The organism is uncultured Campylobacter sp., from assembly GCF_938045775.1.
In the GTDB taxonomy this organism is placed as follows: Bacteria; Campylobacterota; Campylobacteria; order Campylobacterales; family Campylobacteraceae; genus Campylobacter_B.
Window position 1 is genome coordinate 1 of the sequence record NZ_CALIBH010000168.1, and the last position, 21,170, is coordinate 21,170.

General features: G+C 45.4%; 32 protein-coding genes and 1 pseudogene. 29 read left to right on the forward strand and 4 right to left on the reverse strand.

Translation table 11 applies throughout. From position 1 onward, the window contains the following. The first annotated feature begins 33 nt into the window (after positions 1 to 33). From Q0238_RS06305 to Q0238_RS06315, 3 genes are all read left to right on the forward strand, one after another. Positions 34 to 591, forward strand: a complete 558-nt coding sequence (locus tag Q0238_RS06305; RefSeq protein WP_297944068.1) for an NAD(P)H-dependent oxidoreductase — start codon at positions 34 to 36, stop codon at positions 589 to 591. A gap of 8 nt (positions 592 to 599) precedes the next feature. Further along, positions 600 to 899, forward strand: a complete 300-nt coding sequence (locus tag Q0238_RS06310; protein ID WP_297944071.1) for a YciI family protein — start codon at positions 600 to 602, stop codon at positions 897 to 899. A gap of 163 nt (positions 900 to 1,062) precedes the next feature. Further along, positions 1,063 to 1,455: a cupin domain-containing protein gene (locus Q0238_RS06315; RefSeq protein ID WP_297944074.1), complete on the forward strand. Its 393-nt coding sequence runs from the start codon at positions 1,063 to 1,065 to the stop codon at positions 1,453 to 1,455. 61 nt (positions 1,456 to 1,516) lie between these two features. On the opposite strand, the gene Q0238_RS06320 is transcribed toward Q0238_RS06315, so the two are convergent. After that, on the reverse strand, positions 1,517 to 1,882 hold the full coding sequence (locus Q0238_RS06320; protein WP_297944077.1) for an Imm10 family immunity protein: 366 nt from the start codon (positions 1,880 to 1,882) through the stop codon (positions 1,517 to 1,519). 44 nt (positions 1,883 to 1,926) lie between these two features. Next, entirely contained in the window at positions 1,927 to 2,910 is a 984-nt protein-coding gene (purM, locus tag Q0238_RS06325) for a phosphoribosylformylglycinamidine cyclo-ligase (RefSeq protein WP_297944080.1), read from the reverse strand. Between the two features lie 73 nt (positions 2,911 to 2,983). Between purM and coaE the strand changes: the two genes are divergently transcribed. The 3 genes from coaE (at position 2,984) to dapF (ending at position 5,698) form a co-directional block, all read left to right on the forward strand. Then, positions 2,984 to 3,658 carry a dephospho-CoA kinase gene (gene coaE / locus Q0238_RS06330; RefSeq protein WP_297944083.1) on the forward strand — a complete coding sequence of 225 codons (675 nt, stop codon included), beginning with the start codon at positions 2,984 to 2,986 and terminating at the stop codon, positions 3,656 to 3,658. Positions 3,659 to 3,723: 65 nt separating this feature from the next. After that, positions 3,724 to 4,644, forward strand: coding sequence for a tetratricopeptide repeat protein (locus Q0238_RS06335; protein WP_297944086.1), 921 nt, complete (start codon positions 3,724 to 3,726; stop codon positions 4,642 to 4,644). A gap of 175 nt (positions 4,645 to 4,819) precedes the next feature. Continuing rightward, entirely contained in the window at positions 4,820 to 5,698 is an 879-nt protein-coding gene (gene dapF, locus Q0238_RS06340; protein WP_297944089.1) for a diaminopimelate epimerase, read from the forward strand. 1,089 nt (positions 5,699 to 6,787) lie between these two features. Here the strand turns inward: dapF and Q0238_RS06345 are convergent. After that, positions 6,788 to 7,123: a hypothetical protein gene (locus Q0238_RS06345; protein ID WP_297944091.1), complete on the reverse strand. Its 336-nt coding sequence runs from the start codon at positions 7,121 to 7,123 to the stop codon at positions 6,788 to 6,790. Positions 7,124 to 7,205: 82 nt separating this feature from the next. Beyond that, complete coding sequence (locus Q0238_RS06350) at positions 7,206 to 8,522, reverse strand: hypothetical protein (protein ID WP_297944093.1); 1,317 nt, start codon at positions 8,520 to 8,522, stop codon at positions 7,206 to 7,208. Positions 8,523 to 8,801: 279 nt separating this feature from the next. Between Q0238_RS06350 and rpsJ the strand changes: the two genes are divergently transcribed. The 23 genes and pseudogenes from rpsJ to Q0238_RS06465 form a co-directional block, all read left to right on the forward strand. Beyond that, on the forward strand, positions 8,802 to 9,113 hold the full coding sequence (rpsJ, locus tag Q0238_RS06355) for a 30S ribosomal protein S10 (RefSeq protein ID WP_297944095.1): 312 nt from the start codon (positions 8,802 to 8,804) through the stop codon (positions 9,111 to 9,113). 11 nt (positions 9,114 to 9,124) lie between these two features. Continuing rightward, entirely contained in the window at positions 9,125 to 9,703 is a 579-nt protein-coding gene (gene rplC, locus Q0238_RS06360; protein ID WP_297944098.1) for a 50S ribosomal protein L3, read from the forward strand. Next, entirely contained in the window at positions 9,700 to 10,314 is a 615-nt protein-coding gene (gene rplD, locus Q0238_RS06365) for a 50S ribosomal protein L4 (RefSeq protein ID WP_297944099.1), read from the forward strand. The genes rplC and rplD overlap by 4 nt, the downstream gene beginning before the upstream one ends. A gap of 1 nt (position 10,315) precedes the next feature. Continuing rightward, positions 10,316 to 10,597, forward strand: coding sequence for a 50S ribosomal protein L23 (locus tag Q0238_RS06370; protein ID WP_291938598.1), 282 nt, complete (start codon positions 10,316 to 10,318; stop codon positions 10,595 to 10,597). 1 nt (position 10,598) lies between these two features. After that, positions 10,599 to 11,429: a 50S ribosomal protein L2 gene (gene rplB / locus Q0238_RS06375; protein WP_297944100.1), complete on the forward strand. Its 831-nt coding sequence runs from the start codon at positions 10,599 to 10,601 to the stop codon at positions 11,427 to 11,429. Between the two features lie 2 nt (positions 11,430 to 11,431). After that, positions 11,432 to 11,713: a 30S ribosomal protein S19 gene (rpsS, locus tag Q0238_RS06380; protein WP_005869002.1), complete on the forward strand. Its 282-nt coding sequence runs from the start codon at positions 11,432 to 11,434 to the stop codon at positions 11,711 to 11,713. Between the two features lie 9 nt (positions 11,714 to 11,722). Further along, positions 11,723 to 12,034, forward strand: a pseudogene (gene rplV, locus Q0238_RS06385) (50S ribosomal protein L22); the annotation flags it as partial. 21 nt (positions 12,035 to 12,055) lie between these two features. Beyond that, entirely contained in the window at positions 12,056 to 12,751 is a 696-nt protein-coding gene (gene rpsC, locus Q0238_RS06390; protein ID WP_005868997.1) for a 30S ribosomal protein S3, read from the forward strand. A gap of 2 nt (positions 12,752 to 12,753) precedes the next feature. Further along, positions 12,754 to 13,179, forward strand: coding sequence for a 50S ribosomal protein L16 (gene rplP / locus Q0238_RS06395; RefSeq protein WP_005868996.1), 426 nt, complete (start codon positions 12,754 to 12,756; stop codon positions 13,177 to 13,179). Further along, a complete protein-coding gene (gene rpmC, locus Q0238_RS06400) occupies positions 13,166 to 13,348 on the forward strand; it encodes a 50S ribosomal protein L29 (protein WP_005868995.1) in 183 nt (60 codons plus the stop codon). The genes rplP and rpmC overlap by 14 nt, the downstream gene beginning before the upstream one ends. Positions 13,349 to 13,357: 9 nt before the next feature. Continuing rightward, complete coding sequence (gene rpsQ / locus Q0238_RS06405; protein WP_005868994.1) at positions 13,358 to 13,609, forward strand: 30S ribosomal protein S17; 252 nt, start codon at positions 13,358 to 13,360, stop codon at positions 13,607 to 13,609. Next, the gene (rplN, locus tag Q0238_RS06410) at positions 13,609 to 13,977 is read left to right on the forward strand and encodes a 50S ribosomal protein L14 (protein WP_005868993.1); all 369 of its coding nucleotides are present in this window, start codon (positions 13,609 to 13,611) and stop codon (positions 13,975 to 13,977) included. The genes rpsQ and rplN overlap by 1 nt, the downstream gene beginning before the upstream one ends. Next, complete coding sequence (gene rplX / locus Q0238_RS06415; protein WP_005868992.1) at positions 13,977 to 14,210, forward strand: 50S ribosomal protein L24; 234 nt, start codon at positions 13,977 to 13,979, stop codon at positions 14,208 to 14,210. Before rplN ends, rplX begins: the two co-directional genes overlap by 1 nt. Positions 14,211 to 14,212: 2 nt before the next feature. Further along, on the forward strand, positions 14,213 to 14,758 hold the full coding sequence (rplE, locus tag Q0238_RS06420; protein WP_291938590.1) for a 50S ribosomal protein L5: 546 nt from the start codon (positions 14,213 to 14,215) through the stop codon (positions 14,756 to 14,758). Between the two features lies 1 nt (position 14,759). Continuing rightward, positions 14,760 to 14,945, forward strand: a complete 186-nt coding sequence (locus tag Q0238_RS06425; RefSeq protein WP_005868990.1) for a type Z 30S ribosomal protein S14 — start codon at positions 14,760 to 14,762, stop codon at positions 14,943 to 14,945. A gap of 9 nt (positions 14,946 to 14,954) precedes the next feature. Continuing rightward, entirely contained in the window at positions 14,955 to 15,350 is a 396-nt protein-coding gene (gene rpsH, locus Q0238_RS06430; protein WP_297944101.1) for a 30S ribosomal protein S8, read from the forward strand. 77 nt (positions 15,351 to 15,427) lie between these two features. Continuing rightward, entirely contained in the window at positions 15,428 to 15,964 is a 537-nt protein-coding gene (rplF, locus tag Q0238_RS06435) for a 50S ribosomal protein L6 (protein WP_297897658.1), read from the forward strand. 10 nt (positions 15,965 to 15,974) lie between these two features. Beyond that, positions 15,975 to 16,331, forward strand: coding sequence for a 50S ribosomal protein L18 (gene rplR / locus Q0238_RS06440; RefSeq protein ID WP_005868987.1), 357 nt, complete (start codon positions 15,975 to 15,977; stop codon positions 16,329 to 16,331). Between the two features lie 15 nt (positions 16,332 to 16,346). After that, positions 16,347 to 16,790, forward strand: a complete 444-nt coding sequence (rpsE, locus tag Q0238_RS06445) for a 30S ribosomal protein S5 (protein WP_005868986.1) — start codon at positions 16,347 to 16,349, stop codon at positions 16,788 to 16,790. Between the two features lie 12 nt (positions 16,791 to 16,802). Then, complete coding sequence (gene rplO, locus Q0238_RS06450; RefSeq protein ID WP_297944102.1) at positions 16,803 to 17,204, forward strand: 50S ribosomal protein L15; 402 nt, start codon at positions 16,803 to 16,805, stop codon at positions 17,202 to 17,204. Continuing rightward, positions 17,204 to 18,469 carry a preprotein translocase subunit SecY gene (gene secY / locus Q0238_RS06455; RefSeq protein ID WP_297944103.1) on the forward strand — a complete coding sequence of 422 codons (1,266 nt, stop codon included), beginning with the start codon at positions 17,204 to 17,206 and terminating at the stop codon, positions 18,467 to 18,469. Before rplO ends, secY begins: the two co-directional genes overlap by 1 nt. After that, positions 18,470 to 19,228 carry a type I methionyl aminopeptidase gene (gene map / locus Q0238_RS06460; protein ID WP_297944104.1) on the forward strand — a complete coding sequence of 253 codons (759 nt, stop codon included), beginning with the start codon at positions 18,470 to 18,472 and terminating at the stop codon, positions 19,226 to 19,228. A gap of 496 nt (positions 19,229 to 19,724) precedes the next feature. Next, a partial coding sequence (locus Q0238_RS06465) for a sulfatase-like hydrolase/transferase (protein WP_297944105.1) occupies positions 19,725 to 21,170 on the forward strand: 1,446 nt, incomplete at its 3' end.

A 21,170-nucleotide genomic window follows, 5' to 3' on the forward strand; every position in this document is an offset into this window, starting at 1 on the left:
GTAAATTTAAGAAAGTAAATTTAAGGGGTAAAAATGAGTGAAATTTTAGTTGTATCAGGTCACACTGACCTTGAAAATTCCTTTGCAAATAAGATAATTTTAGGCGAGCTCGAAAAACTGCTACCGGACGCAAAATTTGACATCCTGAGCGAACTGTATGCGAACTACCACATAGACGTGAGCGCAGAGCAAGAAAAGCTCATAAATGCCGATGTGATCGTGCTTCAATTTCCGTTTTTTTGGTACGGTGTACCTTCGCTTATGCAAAAGTGGTTTGAGGACGTATTCGTGCATGGATTTTCGCACGGACGCACTGGCGATAAGCTAAAAGGCAAAAAGCTCGTTATCTCCTTTACAAGCGGTGCACTGGAAGAGATGTATCAAAAAGGCAGTTTGCAAAACTACGAAGTGGAGGAATTTTTGCCGCCGCTAAAACAGACCGCAAATATGTGCGGCATGCAACTTGCAGGAGTCGTGTATAGCGGAGGGCTATCGTATCAGAACCGAAGCGACGAAGAAAAACTCACCGCGATGCGCCAAAAGGCTATCTTACACGCCGCGCGCGTCGCCGAACTTATTAAAAATTTATAGGAGCGATAATGTATCTGATCAACATAACTTTAAATCAAAATTTAGTACCGGCCGGGCGTGCGGATGAGCTTTTTGCTACGCATAGAGCGTGGTTTGCTAAAAATTTGGAGGCGGGAAATTTCTTGCTACTAGGGCCTTATCTGGATCGCGAGCACGCGGGCGTCATAATTGCGCAAGCGCCAAATCGCACGGCACTGGATAAAATTTTAAAAAGCGATGTTTATTATCCAAATTTAGCAGAGTACGAAGTGCGCGAATTTAAAGCAAATCTAATCAGCGAAAAGATACTTGAATACAAAGGAAGGTAATAAAATATCTTAAATTTATATGCTTTTTAGCAATGGGCGGGCGATGCTGTTTTTGCTAAGTTTAAGCGCACAAACGGGCATTACGAAATTTAAACAAAGGAGAAGCTATGCAAAACACTCAAATTTTGGTTAAAAAAAAGAGGAGCTTGCCGTTTATGACAAGGTGAGCGATAAAATTTTCGCAGGCGGTCTGCCGAAAGTCACGCTACTTTTCGGCGCGATGTCTTATGCAAATGTAGCGGCTGCGCTGGTGCATTTTCCACGCGGAGTACGCACGGCATGGCACACGCATCCTGCGGGGCAAAATTTAATCGTAACGAAGGGCAAAATTTACACCGGTACGGCGGACGGAATCGTGCAAATCGCTCACCCAGGCGACGTAGTGCTTTGTCCGCCGGGCGTCAAACACTGGCATGGAGCCGGACTGCACGAAGACGTCGAGCACATCGCGGTAACCTTTGAAAAGGACGGCAAAAACGTAGCATGGATGGAGCATCTAAGCGAGGACGAGTATAAAAGCCTCATCGAAAAAGCGGACGCAAAGAATGCGGAGTAAGTGTCCTCCAGATAGAATTTACGGCAGTCGCCAGGCAAATTTTACGCGCCGTTAGGCGCATTTAAATTTGCCCCTCGATGCTAAGCAGATCGCCGAAAATTTCTTCGCAATACTGAATGAAGCGTTTTGGAATTTTAACGCCGCTGATATCCACGGCGATGACGCTATCTTGGACTTCAAAAACGATAAGCTCGCTAGTGATTTTCACCGCCTTGCAGCCGTTATAGCATACGTCGCCATTGCACTCTGCGTATAAGCCGTTATGCGGTGCGTCTGCATCCTCATACCGCCCGAGCTTGATCGGTCTTTGGAAAAGCAGATAGTTTTTATAGTCGTACTTGTCGTCCGCAAGGCCTATCATATAATAATTCTCGGCGCTGTTTTTGGAAGCGGTCGCAACACCTGCTTTAAAATTTAGTCTAAACATAAATTCTGCCTTGGCAAAAAGCAGCAAATTTTACCGCTTCAAATTTACACGAGCTGTGCGCCCGCGCCTTTTACGACCTCGCCGATAACGTAGCCGCCCGAGTTAGCGAGCACGAAGTCCGCGTTTTCTTTCGGCGCTACGACGATCATACCAACGCCCATGTTAAACGTTCTCATCATCTCGGCAGGCTCTACCTTTTGCACGATGATTTTAAAGATTTCGGGCGTGCGGATCGCTGCAAGCTCGATCTTCGCGCCCAGCCCCTCAGGAAATACTCTCGGCAGATTCTCCACGATGCCGCCGCCCGTGATATGCGCGAGCGCGTGGATCTTGTCTTTTAAATTTAAAAAGTCGCCGACGTAAATCCTGGTCGGCTCCAAAAGCACGTCGATGAGCGCTCGACCGTTCACTTTATCGTCAAATTTTAGCCCCAGCTCGGCGATTACTTTGCGAGCGAGAGAGAAGCCGTTTGAGTGCAGGCCGCTGCTAGGAAGCGCGATGAGCACGTCGCCCTCACGTACGAACTTGCTGCGGTCGATCTCGTCCTCTTCGGCGATACCCACGGCAAAGCCTGCGAGGTCAAAGTCGCCTTTCTCATACATCGAGGGCATCTCCGCCGTTTCACCGCCGATTAGCGCGCAGCGGGCGAGTTTGCAGCCCTCGGCGATGCTTTTTACGACCTCTTTGGCATCCGCGATCTCAAGCTTCGCCGTCGCGTAGTAGTCGAGGAAAAATAGCGGCTCGGCGAAGTTACAGATGAGATCATTCACGCACATCGCGACGAGGTCCTGCCCCACGCCCTCAAATTTGCGCGCGTCGATCGCGAGTCGCAGCTTTGTGCCCACGCCGTCGGTAGCGCCTAGGATCGCGGGCTTTTTGTAGCCTGCAGGTAGCCTTACTGCGCCGCTAAACGAGCCGATACCGCCCAAAACGTGCGGAGTTTGCGTCGCTTTAACGAACGGTTTTATTGCGTTTACGAAGTCATTTCCCGCGTCTATATCGACGCCCGCGTCTTTGTAGCTTATCAAATTTTATCCTCCAAGATGGTATAATTTTGCAGATTTTAGCTAAAATCGAATAAAAACGCTATAAAGGCTTACCTTGAAATTTAAACACGCAGTCGTCATTACAGGCAGTATCGGCAGCGGCAAGAGCGCGGTTTGCGAGCTACTTCGTGATCGTGGATTTGAGATCATCGATGCTGATAAGATTTCGCACTGCGTCCTTGATCGCTGCGCTGCGCAGGTGGCTGAAATTTTCGGCGCGCAATATGTCGTGCAAAAAGACGTGAAAGCTAAAAATTTGAGTTTACATGCGGAATTTGACGCTAGCGGTGATGGGGAAATTTTATCCGCCCCTTGCGTTTCAGTAGATCGCAAAAAGCTAGGCAAGCTGGTGTTTAAAAACCCTGTGGAGCTTGCAAAGCTAGAAGCGCTACTGCATCCAAAGATAACGGCCGAAATTTTATCGCAGGCGCAGGCTTTGGAGGCGAAAGGAAAGCTTTTTTTCGTCGATATTCCGCTGTTTTTTGAGGGCAAGAGGTATGAGTTTTTTGATAAAGTAGCGGTTGTTTATGCGCCTAAAGATACGCTAATAGCGCGCGTGATGAAGCGAAACGGGCTCGATCATGCCGCTGCAAAGCACCGCGTGGAGCTGCAAATAGATATCGAGCAAAAGCGCGCTATGGCGGATTTCGTTATAGATAATAGCGGCGATCTTGCCGCGCTTAAGGCCGCGGTGGAGAGATTTTTAAAAGAGCTAAAAGATAAAATTTAGCCCTTTGCGCGGTTGCGTAAAATTTCTACGCGAATTAAGATGAGTTGAAAATAAAGGAGAAGGCGATGAGGATCGGTAGCTGTGCCCAAAAGGGCGCTAAATTTCAAAATTTTAAAAGCACGCCGCTTAAAGAGCGGTTAAAATTTACGGCGCGAATGGTTTTGCTCTCTGCGCTGTTTGCGACGGGCGCTGCGGCGGAGATCGGCGATCTAAGGAAGGGCTGCGCCGCGGGGAGCGAGATGGATTGTAAAAAACTAAGCCGCGTGATAAATGAGCTGCAGCGCAACTGCGACGCAGGCGGCGAGGAAAACGCGCTGGATTGCGCAAATTTGGGTTACGCATACGACTCAAATAGAAGCTTCAGGCAGGCCGCGCGCTATTACGACATGGCGTGCAAGCTCGGCGAGCAGAAGGGCTGCGTCTATTTAGGGCTGCTCTACAACGACGGGCAGGGGGTGGCGCAGGATCGCAAGAGGGCGAATGAGCTTTTTAGCGATGCTTGCAAGAAAAACAGCAGCGAGGGGTGCGCGAGCCTTGCATACAACTATAAAAAGGGGCTCGGCGTCTATCCCGACACGAAAAAGGCGACCGAGCTTTTGATCAAGGCTTGCAAAATGGGGCAGGTAGAGGCGTGCCATAACCTAGGGCTTAGCTACGTCCTCGGCGAAGGCGTGAAAAAAGACGCGGACAGGGCTAGGATATTTTTTAATAGGGCTTGCGAGCAAGGACACGCGGATTCTTGCGTAAATTTGGGCGTTACGTATTTTAAGGGCGACGGCGGGCAAAAGGATCACGCCCTTGCTGCGAAGTATTTTAGCGAGGCGTGCGAGAAAAGCGACGAGCCGCTAGCCTGCGCAAATTTAGCGTATCAATACGAAAAGGGCTGGGGCGTAGCGAAAGATAAAAAGAGGGCGCGCGAGCTTTATGAAAAGGCTTGTAAGCTCGGAAGATTTGATGCTTGCGAGCATTTAAAGGCTATGAGGTAGGCTCTAACATCAAGCGTGAAAGGCTTACGATAAACCAGCTAACTAATGGGGGCGAGTTAGTAAAATATGTCTCAAAAGGGTCTAAAATAAACGATGCGCTTAAATTTAGATAGAAGTAAAATTTTAATAAAGCGTTAGTGAGCGTTAGTAATTTTAAAAATTTGCGAGGTAAATGATGAAAATTTCAAAATATAATGCGAGCGGCAATGATTTCGTGATTTTTACGGATTCGGTTAAGGCGGATAGATCCAAGCTAGCGCGTGAGCTATGTGATAGGCGTGATGGAGTAGGCGCTGACGGGCTCATCGTCGTACTGCCGAAATTTAACGGTATCGAGGGGATAAATTTCGAGTGGGAATTTTACAATAGCGACGGCAGCAGCGCCGATATGTGCGGCAATGGCTCGCGCGCGGTATGCATGTATGCGTATGAGAATTTTTTGGCCGGGCAGAGCATGAAATTCCTAAGCGGCGCAGGTGTAATTAGCGGTGAAATTTTCGGTATTTTCGGCGGAAATTTGAGCGAGAGCATGCGAGGCGAGCTACGCAATGTAAGCTTCGGCGAGATTTTCAATCTTCGCCCTAACGCTCACGCGTTAGTAGCTAACGTCGAGGTAATGCTAACACGCCCCAAACGCCTGGGCGAGAGCTTTGAGGAGGCAGGGCTAACGTGGTATTTTTATAACACAGGAGTGCCGCATTTGGTAACTTTTGTTAGTGATTTAAATGAGTTCAATGCCGCGCTAGCCCGTGATCTGCGTGAAAAGTATAACGCTAACGTTAATTATGCGTTAGTTCAAAGCCGCCTCGCAAGCAAAATTTTAAAGGTGCGCACCTTTGAGCGCGGCGTAGAGGCAGAAACTCTCGCATGCGGTACGGGGATGGCAGCATGCTTCATCGCAGGCGTCGAAAATATGGGGCTAGCTCCCGATATCCGCGTAGTACCTGCAAGTGGCGAAACGCTAAATTTGCGCTTAGGAGATGGAGGTAAAATTTACTTTCGCGGCGACGTTAGGCATACTTTCGATGGCGAATTTATCGGATACGTGGAGTAGGTAGGGCGAAATTTCGAGCCGGTTTGCGCGAGAATCCGTCAAATTTTCGAGTGTGATTTATGCAAGATTTCGCTTTTCACTCCGTTTTATAAAATAATAGATTTGCAATACGACAGTGAAATTTTAAAATTTTATGATGATGAAATTTTAGAATTTTTGAGGATGGTTTGCGTGAGAATTTTAATTTTGAGGTAAAATTTGTCGCATCGTCACAGAATCTAATTCCAAATTTCGGAATTTTAAGATTTCAGCGTGTGGAATTTTACTACTAAGTTTGGAATTTTTTGATTGAATTCTGCACTTGCATTGCGCCAATTTAGGCTTCTGCGGAATTTAAGCGTTATAGCGTTTAAAATTTACGCTCTAACCCGCTCATTTGGTTTATAAATTTTGCTACCGCCGCAAAAATTCCGTCGTGTTCGCACGAGAGAAATTCCGCCACTGATAGCAGAAAGCGCGGCATCAAGCGCAAATCCTCGGCGCGGGTAAATCTATCATTGACGATAAAGGCTGGATTTATCGATGCGGCAATTCTTGAAGTGCGGTAGAATTTACTAACGACGATAAAAGCATAGTGTAGTTACGGCGAAATTTAAAATTTGCGCCAGCCGAATTCTGCCGAGCCGCCATTTTGTCGTTTAAATTTTAAATTCCATCCGCGTCGGTTTGGCCGAAACTAGGCATAAAGCCTGATGATTAACTCTCTAGCGAGCGCTAAAATTACGACGAAGATTGTAAATTTTAATAAAGATTTTTGTCGCATTGTGACGAGCATAGCGATGCCAAATAAAACGAGCGCAATGTCTAAAAATGTATCTTTCATACGCTTAATTGAAATTTAATCAAAATGCTAAGTATGATAAGAAGTATTATAAAGCGCAAGATTGAGCGCATGGAGGATAGATCGCCAAATTCTTTGTCATATTCCTTTTTTACCTCCCACTCAGCTTTCCAGGCGAACATTTTTACTATAAAATCCAGCATTTTCATCTCCTTTTTTAAGGCGAGTCGCATAAAAATGAAATTCTGTCGCGCTACGTGAAATTAAAGAATTCTATCTAATTGGCGCTTAAAATTTTTAATTTTGAACTATTTGTCGGTGTTTTGGACGAGGGCTTTTTCGTATTTTTCGATAAAGCTTCGCCCTGACTCGCATAGGCGGTAGATGAAAATCTTCGACGCCTTGCCCGCATCAAGCCCCGTGTCCTTAATGCTTTCGCGCTGCAGGTAGCCCCAGTTTTTATGAATTATATCAAGAGTCGATTTGATTGAGGTGTAGTTGCGCCCACTCGCAGCTGCGAATTCGTTCACGGGCCTCATAAACTCCGCATCGCTTTGCTTATTGCGACATAAAAGTCCCCCTTTACCTTGTGATTCGACCAGTTTTAGCGTTTCATAAATGAGTTTGTCTTTTAATTTGATCATCGGCTTTCCCTTGCGTAATTGATATGGGTTTGCCAAAATTATATCATAAAATTTATATTTTTATGATATGAAATGTCAATAATTAGAAGCTAAGCACGAATTCATGAAACGGCACGACATTGCAGCGGATACCCTCAATCTCGAGCTTACCGGAGTTTGCCATAGAAACAACCTTTAGGCTCGTGATACCGAGCTTCTTGAGCGCGCTTAAAATTTTGCGGAATTTTAAAAAGATGATGTCTGCGTCGCTGAAAGGAATGACGAGAACCCCCATCTTTAGACCGGGCAGGTAAAAATCTAGCTCTTTTGTGTAAAAAATCGGCGTATTCAGCCCCAAAAGCTCGCAAAAAAGGACGTTGGCAAATTTTTTGGAGAAGTCCTTTTTGCTCGTTAAAATTTCGCGCATGTTAAAATGCGAAAAATATAGCTTTTTTGCGCGCGCGGGCTCGCCCGCTTTGCTTAAAAATCTGATGAAATTTTCCCGCTCAAGCTTGGCGATAGTGCCGTATACGGCGTCTTTGGATATTTTGATGCACGGCTTTAGCGCGGTGTAAATTTTATTTACGCTAAACGCGGCGTGGACGAAGCTTAGGCACTCTTTGAGGATTAAAATCTCCGTGCGGCTAAAGTTTGCCGTAAGCAGACTCTGCTCGAATTCTAAAATTTCGGCAGGCGCTATGAAGGGATTTTTCGCGCCGCCGCCTTGGGCTAAAAACGCCGAAATCATCGAGTTTATCTCGTTGTGGCGCTTGTCGAAGGCGATAAATTCTTCAAATGAAAGCGGCAAAAGCTCAAGCCGCTCAAAGCCCGGCAGGACCAACTCTTTATCGCGCGTAGAGATGATAAAACACTTTAAATTTAGCCCCCCAGCGAAGCTTTGAAGAGATGAAATTTCAAAATCGGCGCTACTAAAATTATCCAAAAAAAGCGATGAAATTTGCTCGTTGGCGGCTAAAAATTCTTTGATCTCGCAGAAGAAATTCTCGCTCCTATTTTTTTCGCCGTCGGACTCCATATTTCTTGCATTGTTTATGTAGTTTACGCTCGCGTTTTTTATATCGGCATGATAAAATTCGTCTACACTGGGCATACGCGCATCGAGCGTAGTTTCTCTGCTTATTTCATTCTCATTCGCTTCGCTGCCGTTTGTATTATCCGCGCTATTTTTAACCGCAGCGATCGTGCCGCCCGCTACCATATCATCAAGGCGTAGATCGGCTAAATTTAGATACAAAATTTCATCTTTTTTAAGCTCTGAAATTTCATTTTTCAGCACGGCGCTTTTGCCGGAATTTAGCACTCCGTAGATTATGGTTTTGGCAGAGTTTATACCTCTTTTGCGCGGGATAAAGCCCGCAAATTCCGGCGGATTTTCGTAAAAAAATTTTAGATCATTCATAGTGGATATTTTAAAATTTTCCTTATTAAAAGGAAATAAATCTGAAAAATCCTATGAAATTTTTATATCTATTTCAAATTTATCTAAAATTTTTGTATTGAAAATTTCCGACACTCTAAAAATTTCCGAAATTCTATATATTTTTCCTTATTAAAAGGAAATATTTCCATAAAATTTGGCTATTTTCTTGACAAAACCGGAGCGCTTTTATATAATGTGCGTCTTTTGTTTGAAACAAAGGGTCGCGCGTTGCGACAAGTTCTTTATTAAGGAAAAGTGATGCAAAAAATTAGGTTAAAACTCAAGGCTTATGACCATCGAGTTTTAGATCGCACAGTTTCGGCTATCGTTGAAGCCGTAAAAAGAACAGGTGCGGACGTCAGAGGTCCCGTGCCGATGCCTACGAAGATTAAACGCTACACCGTTTTAAGATCTCCGCACGTAAATAAAGACTCCAGAGAGCAGTTTGAGATGAAAATTCACGCTCGTATGCTAGACATCGTAGCGGCTACGCCAGATACGGTTGATTCGCTAACTAAGCTTGATTTGGCTCCGGAAGTCAACGTCGAAGTTCACGCGACGGGCAAATAAGGGGTAAAACAATGGAATATATCGTAGAAAAAATAGGTATGAGTAGGACGATCGACACGAGCAGCACGCCCGTGACGCTTTTGCGACTTATCAATACCAAAATTTGCGAAGTTTGCGATGAGAAAAAAGCTATCGTAGCCTACGCAGAGGGCAAAGCGTATAATAAAGCTATCGCCGGCATTCAAAAGAAATATAGCCTAAGCAAGGAATTTAATAAATTTGCGACTCTAAGCTTAGAAAATGCCGAGCTCGGCGATCAAAATTTAGATGTTTTGAGCGAAGCCAAGATCGTCAAAGTAAGCTTCAGATCAAAGGGAAAAGGCTATCAGGGCGTCATTAAGCGTCATGGCTTTGCGGGCGGTCCCGCAGCGCACGGCAGCCGCTTTCACCGAAGACCGGGCTCGATCGGCAACTGCGAGTGGCCGGGTCGCGTTCAGCCTGGTATGAGGATGGCGGGACGCACTGGAAACGAAACGATCACTGCCAAAAACGAAGTCGTAAGCTTTGATGCCGAGAATAAAATTTTGGTGCTTAAAGGCTCGGTTCCTGGATTTAACGGCGCAATGGGCAGAATAAGGATAGTAAAATGAGTAAAGTAAGCGTGCTTAACGAAAAACTGGAAAAAGCAAGCGAAATTGAAATTCCTGTGAAATTTTCGGAAGTCAATTCGCACAATCTATATTTGTACGTCAAATCTTACCTTGCTTCGCTTCGCGCAAATACGGCTAACGCTAAAACTCGCGCCGAGGTTAGCGGCGGTGGTAAAAAACCGTGGCGACAAAAGGGTCGCGGTGGCGCACGTGCGGGCTCAACCAGAACCAATGTCTGGGTAGGCGGCGCGGTCGCATTCGGTCCGACTAACGAGCGAAATTACGAGCAGAAGGTCAATAAAAAGCAAAAACGTCTTGCGCTGGAATTTGCTATCAATGAGAAAGCAAACGAGGGTAAAATTTTTATCTTCGACGATTTGGAGCTAAAAAGCGGCAAAACTAAAGATGCGGCAAATTTTATTAAGAAACTGGGCGTTAGAGATGCGCTGATCGTTAAAAACGAGCTGGACGCGCAAACTCTTTTGGCCTATAGAAATCTTAAGAATTGCTATGTCATCGATGCAAGCGAGGTCAATGCTTACCTAATCGCAGTTTACGGCTCGGTCGTATTCGAAAAAGCGGCATTTGAATCAATAGTGAAAGAGGACTAAAATGGCAGATATAACAGATATCAAAACGATCCTTTATACGGAAAAGTCTCTCGGTCTTCAAGAAAACGGCGTGGTCGTTATCCAAACTAGCCCGTCGGTTACGAAAAACGGACTAAAGAGCGTTTTGAAGAACTATTTCGGGATCACTCCGCTAAAGATAAATTCTTTAAGACAGGACGGCAAATTAAAAAGATTTAAAGGCAGAACTGGCGTTAGAAATGATGTGAAGAAATTCTACGTCAAACTACCTGAGGGTGCAAGCTTAGAAAGCGTGGAGGCGTAAAATGTCGATTAAAACTTATAAACCGTATACTCCAAGTAGAAGATTTATGACCGGGCTTAGCAGCGAGGATATCACTGCAAAAGCTAGCGTTAGAGGCTTGCTCGTTAAAATTCCTGCCGCAGCCGGAAGAAACAATAATGGTCGCATTACCAGCCGCCATAAACAAGCAGGAGCTGCTAAACTTTATAGAATTATCGATTTTAAGCGAAATAAATTCGGCGTTGCAGGCAAGGTCGAGGCGATCGAATACGATCCGAATCGCAACTGCCGTATCGCGCTGATCTCATACGCAGACGGCGAGAAGCGCTACATCATCAAGCCTAACGATCTTAAAGTGGGCGACGTGGTAGCCGCTGCCGAGGGCGGATTAGATATTAAACCTGGCAACGCGATGAAGATGAAATACATCCCTGTGGGAACTATCCTGCACAATATCGAGTTAAAACCCGGCAAAGGCGCCCAAATGGCACGTAGCGCAGGAGGTTATGCTCAGCTTATGGGCAAAGAGGAAAAATATGTCATTCTACGTCTGCCTAGCGGTGAGATGAGAAGAGTGCTTGCAGAGTGTATGGCCAGTATCGGCGTAGTGGGTAACGAAGAGTGGGCAAACGTCGTCATTGGTAAAGCCGGACGTAACCGCCACAGAGGTATCCGTCCTCAAACCAGAGGTTCTGCGATGAACCCGGTCGATCACCCGCACGGCGGTGGCGAGGGTAAGAAAAACTCCGGTCGCCATCCGGTAACTCCGTGGGGTAAACCGACGAAGGGCTATAAAACTCGCCATAAAAAAGCGAGCGATAAGCTTATAATTTCAAGAAGGAAAGGAAAATAAAAATGGCTAGATCGCTAAAAAAAGGTCCTTTCGTAGATGATCACGTAATGAAAAAAGTCGTTGCGGCAAAGAAAGCCGGCGATAACAAACCGATCAAGACTTGGTCGAGACGAAGCACGATCGTGCCTGAGATGATCGGACTTACGTTTAACGTTCATAACGGAAAGAATTTTATCCCGGTTTACGTCACCGAGCATCATATCGGTTATAAATTAGGCGAGTTCGCTCCTACGCGCACTTTTAAGGGTCACAAAGGCTCCGTGCAGAAAAAGATCGGCAAGTAAGGATAGAATATGAGTAAATCAACTATTAAATTTGTTCGCCTTTCGCCGACAAAAGCAAGACTTATTGCAAAACAAATTCAAGGCATGAATGCGGAATTTGCCCTTGCTACTTTGGAATTTACGCCTAATCGCGGCGCGAAATATATCGCGACGGCGATTTCAAGCGCGGTCGCAAACGGCGGCTTTGAGCCTGAAGAGGTCGTAGTTACCAGCTGCCGAGTGGATGCTGGCCCCGTACTTAAGAGATTTCGTCCGCGCGCCAGAGGTACGGCTAGCCGTATCCGCAAGCCTACTTCGCACATTATCGTCGAAGTAGCAAAACCAAGTAAGAAGGAAGCGTAAATGGGACAGAAAGTAAATCCGATCGGTTTAAGATTAGGAATTAATCGAAATTGGGAGTCTAGATGGTTTCCTTCTAAAGCGACGCTTTCCGAGAGTATCGGCGAGGATTATAAGATCCGCAAATTTTTAAAAGCTAAGCTTTACTATGCGGGAATTAGCCAAATTCTTATCGAAAGAACGGCTAAGAAAATTCGCGTAACGATCGTAGCCGCAAGACCGGGCATCATCATCGGCAAAAAAGGCGGCGAGGTTGAAAATTTAAGAAGCGAAGTCGTTAAGCTAGTCAATAAAGACATAGCCATCAATATCAAAGAGGAACGCAAAGTAGGCTCGAACGCACTTTTGGCTGCGGAAAACGTAGCCATGCAGTTGGAGCGCCGCGTTGCATTCCGCCGCGCTATGAAGAAGGTCATCCAAGGCGCTCAAAAAGCAGGTGCAAAAGGAATTAAAATTTGCGTCGCAGGTCGCTTAGGCGGTGCGGAGATGGCTAGAACCGAATGGTATTTGGAGGGACGCGTTCCGCTTCATACTCTAAGGGCTAGGATCGATTACGGCTTTGCCGAAGCACATACAACCTACGGTAATATCGGCATTAAGGTTTGGATCTTTAAGGGTGAAATTTTACAAAAAGGCATCCAGGCTGAAAAGACCGATGATGCGCCTAAAAAAACACGCAGACCAAGAAGAGGTAAATAGTTATGTTGATGCCAAAAAGAACAAAATACCGCAAGATGATGAAAGGTCGCAATCGCGGCTATGCGACGAGAGGAAATTCCTTGACGTTCGGCGATTTCGGTATCAAAGCGGTAGAGGCAGGTAGGGTAAATTCTCGCCAGATCGAAGCGGCTCGTGTCGCGATGACGCGCTTCGTGAATCGTCAAGCTAAAATTTGGATTAAGGTATTCCCAGACAAACCGCTTACCAAAAAGCCTCTACAAACTCGTATGGGTAAGGGTAAGAGCGGCGTAGAAGAGTGGGTAATGAATATAAAACCGGGCAGGATCATTTTCGAGATGACCGGCGTTAGCGAAGAGGTTGCTAAAGAGGCGCTTATGCTTTCAATTCATAAACTACCTTTTAAAACGAAAATCGTAAGTAGGGAAAGCGAAAATGAAATATACTGATTTGAAAGATAAAGATTTAGCTGAGCTAAATTCTATGTTGAAACAAAGTAAGTTGCTTTTATTTACGGCTAGACAAAAGCTAAAAACTATGCAGCTAAGCAATCCTAACGAGATTCGCGCTATCAAAAAAGATATCGCTAGAATCAACACCGCTATTAAAGCTAAATAAGGATAGGTTATGGCATTTAAAAGAGAAATTCAAGGCGTAGTCGTAAAGAAGGCGGGCGATAAAACAGCTACCGTTTTGGTAGAGCGAAGGGTTATGCACCCTAGATATAGAAAGATCGTAAAAAGATTTAAAAAATATCTGATCCACGATGAAAACAACGTCGTAAAGATCGGCGACACCATATCTGCGATCGAGTGCAGACCGCTAAGCGCTAGAAAATCGTTTCGCTTAAAAGCGGTTTTGAAAACAGGAGTTGAATAATGATACAGAGTTTTACCAGACTTGCGGTGGCTGATAATAGCGGCGCAAAAGAACTTATGTGTATTAAAGTTTTGGGCGGCAGCAAAAGAAGATACGCTACAATCGGCGATATTATCGTTTGCTCTGTAAAAAAAGCGCTCCCTAACGGCAAGATTAAGCGCGGTCAAGTAGTAAAAGCCGTAGTCGTTCGTACGACTAAAGAATTGCATAGAGGCAACGGCTCACTAATTAGATTTGATGAGAACGCAGCCGTTATTTTGGATTCAAAAAAAGAGCCGATCGGCACTCGTATTTTCGGTCCTATCGGTAGAGAGGTCAGATATGGCGGTTTTATGAAGATCGTTTCGCTGGCTCCGGAGGTTTTATAATGGCAGTAAAATTTAAGATTAAAAAGGGCGATCAAGTAAAGATCATTGCAGGTGACGATAAGGGCAAAACAGGCACAGTCAAAGCCGTGTTTCCTAAAAAAGCTCAAGTTATCGTCGAGGGTTGTAAAATGGCTAAAAAGGCTATCAAACCAACCGAGCAAAATCCGCAAGGCGGCTTTACAAGCAAAGAGATGCCTATGGATATTTCAAACGTTGCGTTGGTAGAGGGTTGATTATGAGCAGACTAAAAGATAAATACGCTAATTCCATCAGAGCTGCTTTGCAGAAAGAATTTGATATAAAAAATCCTATGCTTATCCCGGCGCTTGAAAAGATCGTTATCAGCGTAGGAACGGGCGAATCGAGCAAAGATCAAAAAGTGCTTCAAAATATGGCAGATACTATCTCGCTGATCGCAGGTCAAAAAGCGCTTATCGTCAATGCAAAAAAATCGGTTGCCGGCTTTAAAGTGCGCGAAGGTTTCCCGGTAGGTATAATGGTTACGTTACGAAAGGAGCAGATGTTTGCCTTCCTAGACAAACTGATCTCTATCGCGCTTCCTAGAGTTAAGGATTTCCGAGGACTACCTAGAACGGGCTTTGACGGACGCGGCAATTATAACTTCGGTTTGCAAGAGCAGCTGATGTTCCCTGAGGTCGAATACGATCAAATTTTAAGAACTCACGGTATGAATATAACCGTTGTAACGACTACAAATAACGATAAAGAGGCATTTAAATTGCTAGAACTATTCGGCATGCCTTTTGCAAAAGGAAAATGATATGGCAAAAAAATCAATGGTAGCCAAGGCGAAACGCCCTGCTAAATTTAGCACTCGCGCATATACCAGATGTCAAATTTGCGGTCGTCCGCACTCCGTTTATAAGGATTTTGGAATTTGTCGCGTTTGCCTTCGCAAGATGGCAAATGAGGGCTTAATCCCAGGTCTAAAAAAAGCAAGCTGGTAAGGAGAAGAGATGATTAACGATCTTATTTCAGATGGACTAACTCGCATCAGAAATGCTGCGATGCGAAGGCTAGATACGACTAAGCTTTTTCACTCAAATGTCGTTGAGGCTATGCTTAAAATTTTAGCCGAGAAGGGCTATATCGAGAGCTACAACGTAGTAGAGGAAAACAATAAAAAGGTCATCAACGTAGTGCTTAAATACGACGAAAAGGGCAGGAGCGTGATAAACGAAGTTAAAAGAATTTCGACTCCGGGTCGCCGCGTATATCAAGGCAAAGACGAGATCAAGCGCTTCAAAAACGGCTACGGAACCGTTGTCGTTAGCACAAGTAAAGGCGTTATGAGCGGTATCGACGCACACAAAGCTGGCGTCGGCGGCGAAGTGCTTTGCACGATCTGGTAAGAAGTTTCTACTTTTTATGGCATTGTGGTATCCATTCGTAAAAGTAGACATACCCTAGACAAATAAAAAGGAAAATTATGTCAAGAATTGGTAAAAAACCGATCTCTATTCCAAACGGCTTAGAGGTCAAAATCGACGGCTCGTCGTTAAAATTTAAAAAATCGAATAACGAAAAAGAGCTTGATTTAAAAGGTCATGTCGATGTAAAAATCGAAGACGGAAAGATAGAATTCTCACCTAAGGGCGAGGATAGACAGAGCAGGGCGTATTGGGGAACATACCGCGCTTTAGCTAACAATATCGTCCTTGGTCTTACCGAGGGCTTTTCAAAACAGCTCGAAATCAACGGCGTCGGCTATAGAGCCGCGATGAAGGGCAAGGTGCTTGAGCTAAATTTGGGCTTTTCGCATCCGATAAATTTTGAATCTCCAAAGGGAATCGAAATTTCCGTAGATAAAAACGTCGTAACCATCAAAGGCGACGATAAGCAGCAAGTAGGTCAAGTAGCAGCCGAGATCAGAGGATTCAGACCGCCTGAGCCGTATAAGGGTAAAGGCATCAAGTATCTTGAAGAGCATATCATCCGCAAAGCCGGAAAAACAGCTAAGAAATAAGGGTTGAGAAATGACACAGAACGTATTAAAAAGAAAAATCTCTTTACGAATCAAGAGAAAAAGAAGAATTCGCGCTAAAATTTCAGGCGTCGCATCTTGCCCTAGAATTTCTATTTTCAAATCCAATAGAACAGTCTACGCTCAGGCTATCGACGACGCAGCGAGCGCGACTTTGTGCGCCAGCAGCGGTAAGGTTTTAAATTTAAAGGCAAACAAAGAGGGCGCGGCTAGCTTAGCTAAAGATTTAGCCTCCAAGCTAAAAGATAAAGGCATTTCTGAAGCGATTTTCGATCGCAATGGCTATTTGTATCATGGCGTAATCGCAAGCTTTGCCGAGTCGCTACGCCAAAACGGCATCAAACTATAACCCAAAGGAATGATTGTGGAAAAGTATAATAGAGAAGAATTCGAAGAGGTAATCGTCAATATCGGTAGGGTTACAAAGGTCGTTAAAGGCGGTAGAAGGTTTAGGTTTACGGCTCTTATCGTAGTAGGCAATAGAAACGGCTTGGTAGGCTTTGGCTTTGGTAAATCCAAAGAGGTTCCAGATGCGATTAAAAAAGCGGTAGACGATGCGTTTAAAAATATCATCAAGGTAAATTTAAACGGCTCCACTATCACTCACGATATCGAAGTTAAATACAATGCGAGCAAAATTTTACTTAAGCCGGCGAGCGAAGGTACCGGCGTTATCGCAGGCGGTTCAGTCCGCCCAGTTTTAGAGCTTGCGGGTGTTAAAGATATCCTCACTAAATCGCTAGGTTCGAACAACTCCTCAAATGTCGTAAGAGCTACGATGAAAGCTCTTAGTATGTTAAAACACTAACAAGGATAAAAGATGGGATTAGAAAATCTTAAAAAAGCCCCAGGCTCGACTCACGCTACTAAGCGCTTGGGTCGTGGTCAAGGAAGCGGTCTGGGTAAAACTGCGGGTCGCGGTGGCAAGGGTCAGACCGCGCGCACTGGCTCTCATGAAAAAAGAGGCTTCGAGGGCGGTCAGCAGCCGATTCAGCGAAGGCTTCCAAAGGTAGGTTTTACTTCTAAATTTGAAAAGCCTTACGTGATCAATGTCGATAAAATCGAAGCTATCAAAGATCTTAGCGAGATCACGATCGAAAGCATCAAATCCGTTCATAAAATTTCAAATTCCGTTAAAAAGATCAAGCTGATCGGCGTAGGCGCAAAAGCACTCGCTAGCAAGATTAAAGACGAGAACGTAAAATTTAGCGGACAAAAATAATGAATAAATCGCTACGCAACAAAATTCTCATTACTTTGGGCTTTCTTTTTGCCTATAGGTTGCTAGCTTACGTGCCAGTTCCGGGAGTGGACGTTGAGGTTATAAAGCAATTTTTTCAAAGCAATAGCAACAACGCTTTTGGAATGTTTAATATGTTTAGCGGTAACGCGGCGGAGCGATTCAGCGTTATCTCGCTAGGCATTATGCCTTATATTACCGCTTCGATCATTATGGAGCTGCTTGCCGCAACCTTTCCAAATTTAGGCAAACTTAAAAAAGAGCGCGACGGTATGCAGAAATATATGCAGATCATCCGATATGCTACAATCGCAATCGCTATGGTTCAATCCATCGGCGTTAGCATCGGCTTGCAGGGCATTCACGGACAGACCGGAGCGCCTGCGATAATGGCCGAAAATACCAACGAGTTTGTTTTTATCTCGTGCATTTCGATGCTAGCAGGCACCATGCTTTTGATGTGGATCGGCGAGCAGATTACGCAACGCGGCGTCGGTAACGGCACCAGCCTTATTATCTTTGCGGGTATCGTAAGCGCCATCCCTAGAGCGATCGGAAGTACCGTAAATTTAGTAAATACCGGCGAAATGAACGTTTTAAAGCTAATTGCGATTGTGCTAATCATCCTGGCTACTATCGGAGCGATTTTATATGTGGAGCTAGGTGAACGCAGAATTCCGGTATCGTTTTCGCGCAAGGTATTGATGGCGAATCAAAACAAGCGCATTATGAATTACGTGCCGATCAAGCTAAATTTAAGTGGCGTCATTCCGCCTATTTTTGCAAGCGCGATTTTGATGTTTCCGACTACAATTTTACAGGCAAGCACCAATCCGATCATCCAAAAGATCCACGATTTCCTCAGTCCTAGCAATTACTTCTTTAACTTTTTGACCTTTGTGTTGGTTATATTTTTTGCGTATTTTTATGCGTCAATCGCTTTTAATTCCAAGGATATTAGCGAAAATTTAAAGAAGCAGGGCGGATTTATCCCGGGCATTCGTCCGGGCGAGGGAACGGCGAGCTTTTTAAACGAAGTTGCTAGCCGTCTTACGTTTTGGGGCTCGATCTATCTCGGGCTAGTAACCGTCATCCCGTGGCTGCTCGTTAAATTTATGGGCGTGCCGTTTTATTTCGGCGGCACCAGCGTGCTGATCGTCGTCTCCGTCGCTCTTGATACGATGAGACGCATAGAAGCGCAGATCTATATGAACAAATATCAGACCCTAAGCGCGGTCGGGCTATAAATGGCAATTTTGCTTAAAACAAAAAAAGATTTAGAAGGGCTGCGTGCAGCGAACAAGATCGTTGCGCAGGCCCTTGATTACGCAGCTTCATTCATAAAGCCGGGTCTTAGCCTACTCGAAGTCGATAAGAAGATCGACGATTTCATCACATCCAAAGGCGCATATCCTGCTTTTAAAGGGCTATACGGCTTTCCAAACGCCGCTTGCCTCTCGCTAAACGAAGTCATTATCCACGGCATCCCAGACGAAACGATCTTACAAGAGGGCGATATCTTAGGCGTCGATTTGGGCTCGAAGCTAAACGGATATTTCGGCGACAGCGCACGCACTCTGCCCGTCGGTAAAATTTCAAAAGCCGACGAAGATCTCATCGCATGCAGTAAGGACACGCTGGAGTTTGCCATCAAAACGATCAGGGTAGGGATGCACTTCAAAGAGCTAAGCTTCGAGATCGAGAAATTTATCCGCGCGCGCGGCTTCGTGCCGCTATACGGCTTCTGCGGCCACGGCATCGGCAAGCACCCGCACGAAGAGCCTGAGATCCCAAACTATCTGGAGGGCAACAATCCAAAATCGGGTGCTAAAATCAAAAACGGCATGGTCTTTTGCATCGAGCCGATGATCTGCCAAAAGGACGGCACGCCGGTCATCGCCGAGGATAAATGGAGCACGAGAAGCAAGGATGGGCTTCGCACTAGCCACTACGAGCACTGCATGGCGGTTTTCGACGACAAGGTAGAAGTCCTAAGCGTCGCGTAGATTTTCGCACAAAAGGCGGCTTGAGCTAGTTAAAATTTTACACTTTTGCCGAGGCGAAATTCCGCCTGCGCTTAGCTTTCGACAATTTTATATCCCTCGTGCCGTAGAATTTTACCTCAGCCGCTTCATGCATAAATTTTTATCCGAAAGAAACCTATCGTGCTAGAAATTTTTAAATCTATTGCGACGGTTTGTAACCTAGCCGTAAAATTTTTAAAGGTTGTGCTTTAGCTCATGCTTTCTGTTTTTAAAGTCTCGTTTTGTAGTTTCGCTCATAGATCCGTTTTCAATTAAAATTTAGCCTCAAAATTCTGTCGTCCAATTACAAACTCCCTGTATCTTTAAATTTAGCCGTAAAATTTGAAGCGTAAAGGCGCGCAAGTAAGCAAGCTCAAAGCTTTAAGCGGCTAATATTACGCCTTGATTTTAAAGCGAAAATGTGTCGCGCTACGCAGAGTGCGCGTCGTCGAGTCTTTGTAAAGCTAAGGAAGATGAAATGAGAGAAAAATTTTATGTAGCGCTAGCAAATATAGGCGGGCTTATGGCGCGGACGAAAGCGGGTAGGCTTATAGCGCGCTTGCTTATGAAAATCGACCGCGGCTTTTTTGCCGCACTGCGCGAACGTCCCGCATGGAGAGTGTTTTGGCTTAGCACAGCGCTATGCTTACTCGCGTGCTGGGCTAAGATACATTATCAGATCAATGGGTATCATTTTTCGCATGTATTTAAAGGCTTTTCTGCGGTGCTCATCACAAATTTACTCATCTTTCACCTCTGCTATCTGCTTAGCGGGCGATTTTTTAAGCTCGTTTCGTTCGTGTTACTAGCGCTAATTGCGCTAATTGCGAGTGTGGCTTTATTTTTGATCGTAAATTTCGACTCAAGCTTCAACGTCGTGGTGATCGACGCGCTTGTGCATACCGACGCAGCCGAGACGCGCGAGTTTGTTTCGCAGTTTCTTAACTCCGCAACGATTTTATATCTAGCGGCGCTGCTTGGCTGCATCTTTGCAGCGCTAAGAATGGGGCGGAGAAAGGAGGAGCAAACGCATAGCGGTCTAAGATTGCTGCTAGCAGCGCTTTATCTTATCTACGGGGCGATCTTTTGCGCGGATATTGCCACTAAAGCTTTCCAAGGCAAACAGGGCTATATAACCAAGCTATCGCAATACGTCCCGCTGGAGTTTGCTTTCACGATAAAAGACTATCTTAGCGATAAAAATTTCATCACCGATATGCGTGAAGTGCAGCTCGGATATGACGAGGCCAAGCGCGCGAACGAAAGCGTTTTAAAAGGCAGCACAAATTCGGATCCGCAAGGCGCCGCCTCGGGCTCCGCGTCTGAAAATTCCGCGCCCGCATCAAGTGCCCAGGCGCAAAATTCCGGCGCAAACTTAAATTCTACGTCTGCCTCGGGCGCTATGGCGCAGAGCTCCGGCGAGATTTTAAATTCCGTACCACAAAGCCCCGGCGCGATTTCAAATTCCAAAAACCCTGAGACCGCTACAAACCACGCCTTGCAAAAGTCTCGCGTCAAAAATATCATCCTAATAATCGGTGAGAGCTTGCAGCGCGGGCATATGTCGCTCTACGGCTACGGCGTTAAAAATACGCCGCTTTTGGAGGGTCTCGAGGCAAGCGGCAATCTGATAAAATTTAGCGATACAATCTCGCCTTACGGCACGACTAATCAGGTGCTGATGCGGCTTTTAAATTTCAGCGATTACGAAAGCGAGCGCAAAAGGGCTTGGTTTCGCAACCTTAGCATCATTGATATGTTTAAGCTAAGTGGCTACCGCACCTTTTGGATCAGCAATCAAGAGGCTTTCGGCGCACATGCGCTAAGCGCTAAAAGTGCTGCCGATCGCGCGGACGCGGAATCCTTCCTCTCAAAGAGCAATCTTTATGAAACCGTCCGCATCAAGCCTGACGGAGTGCTGCTT